The following is a 731-nucleotide window of genomic DNA, read 5'->3' as shown; positions in this document are numbered from 1 at the left end:
CCCTGATAGATGCGCTTCGCGCCATATTCGCCCGCGTGATCCACGCGGATCACCTCCTCAAGATAACGACGCGGCGTGCTCATCGGCGGGGCTCCTTCCGGGCGAGGCGCCAGGCCAGGATGGCGAGGCTCGCCCCATAGATCAGGTTCATCCCCGCCATGGAAAGGGGGAGGCCCGGAATCAGATGGGCGGGCTGGTCGCAGGGCTTGGTCGGCGTGGGTGCGAGGCTGCGCAGCATCTCCTCCACGCTCATCGCGCCGCCGGAGGTGGCCGCCTGGCAGCCCGGCAGGGGCGAGGGCCACCAGCCGAATTCCACGCCGAGGTGAAACGCGCCGATGGCGGCCGAGACGGCGGCGGCGAGCCCCGCCAGACGCAGCGCCGGCCGGCGCCACACGAAGACGCCGAGAAGGGCGAATGCGCCAGCGACCCAGTAGGGCCAGCGTTGCCAGAGGCAGAGTTCGCAGGGCGCGAGGCCGAACCAGGATTCGGACCCCTTGGCAAAGAGCGGCGCCCCGAAGGCGAGAATGGCGATGAGCAAAGCGGAGGCCATGGGTCTATGTGGCGCCACCCCGCCGCCCCGGGCAAGTGCCGGGGTCTGGGGCCTTTGTTCAGACCGGACACATCCCTGACGGATGTTCGGAGAGATGGTTGACGCTTTTGGGCGTGGTTTCTCGGGAGAGAGGCGATGCCCTGGAAGGCGTTATCAGTGCTGGACCATCGTCGAGAGTTTG

The 731-nt window shown here is 68.1% G+C and carries 2 protein-coding genes; both read right to left on the bottom strand.

Annotation, left to right across the window (positions count from 1 at the left end; translation table 11 throughout):
- Positions 1-83: demethoxyubiquinone hydroxylase family protein (locus KTR66_RS24655; RefSeq protein ID WP_213617408.1), on the bottom strand; the 83-nt coding region annotated here is incomplete at its 3' end.
- Positions 80-550: a disulfide bond formation protein B gene (locus KTR66_RS24650; RefSeq protein WP_213617407.1), complete on the bottom strand. Its 471-nt coding sequence runs from the start codon at positions 548-550 to the stop codon at positions 80-82. The genes KTR66_RS24655 and KTR66_RS24650, both read right to left, overlap by 4 nt.
- Positions 551-731 lie beyond the last annotated feature (181 nt).

Origin of the sequence: Roseococcus sp. SDR (assembly GCF_019083995.1) — a bacterium.
Lineage (GTDB): Bacteria > Pseudomonadota > Alphaproteobacteria > Acetobacterales > Acetobacteraceae > Roseococcus.
The sequence above is the reverse complement of the archived record's forward strand: the minus strand, read 5'-3'. Positions and strand labels throughout refer to the sequence as shown.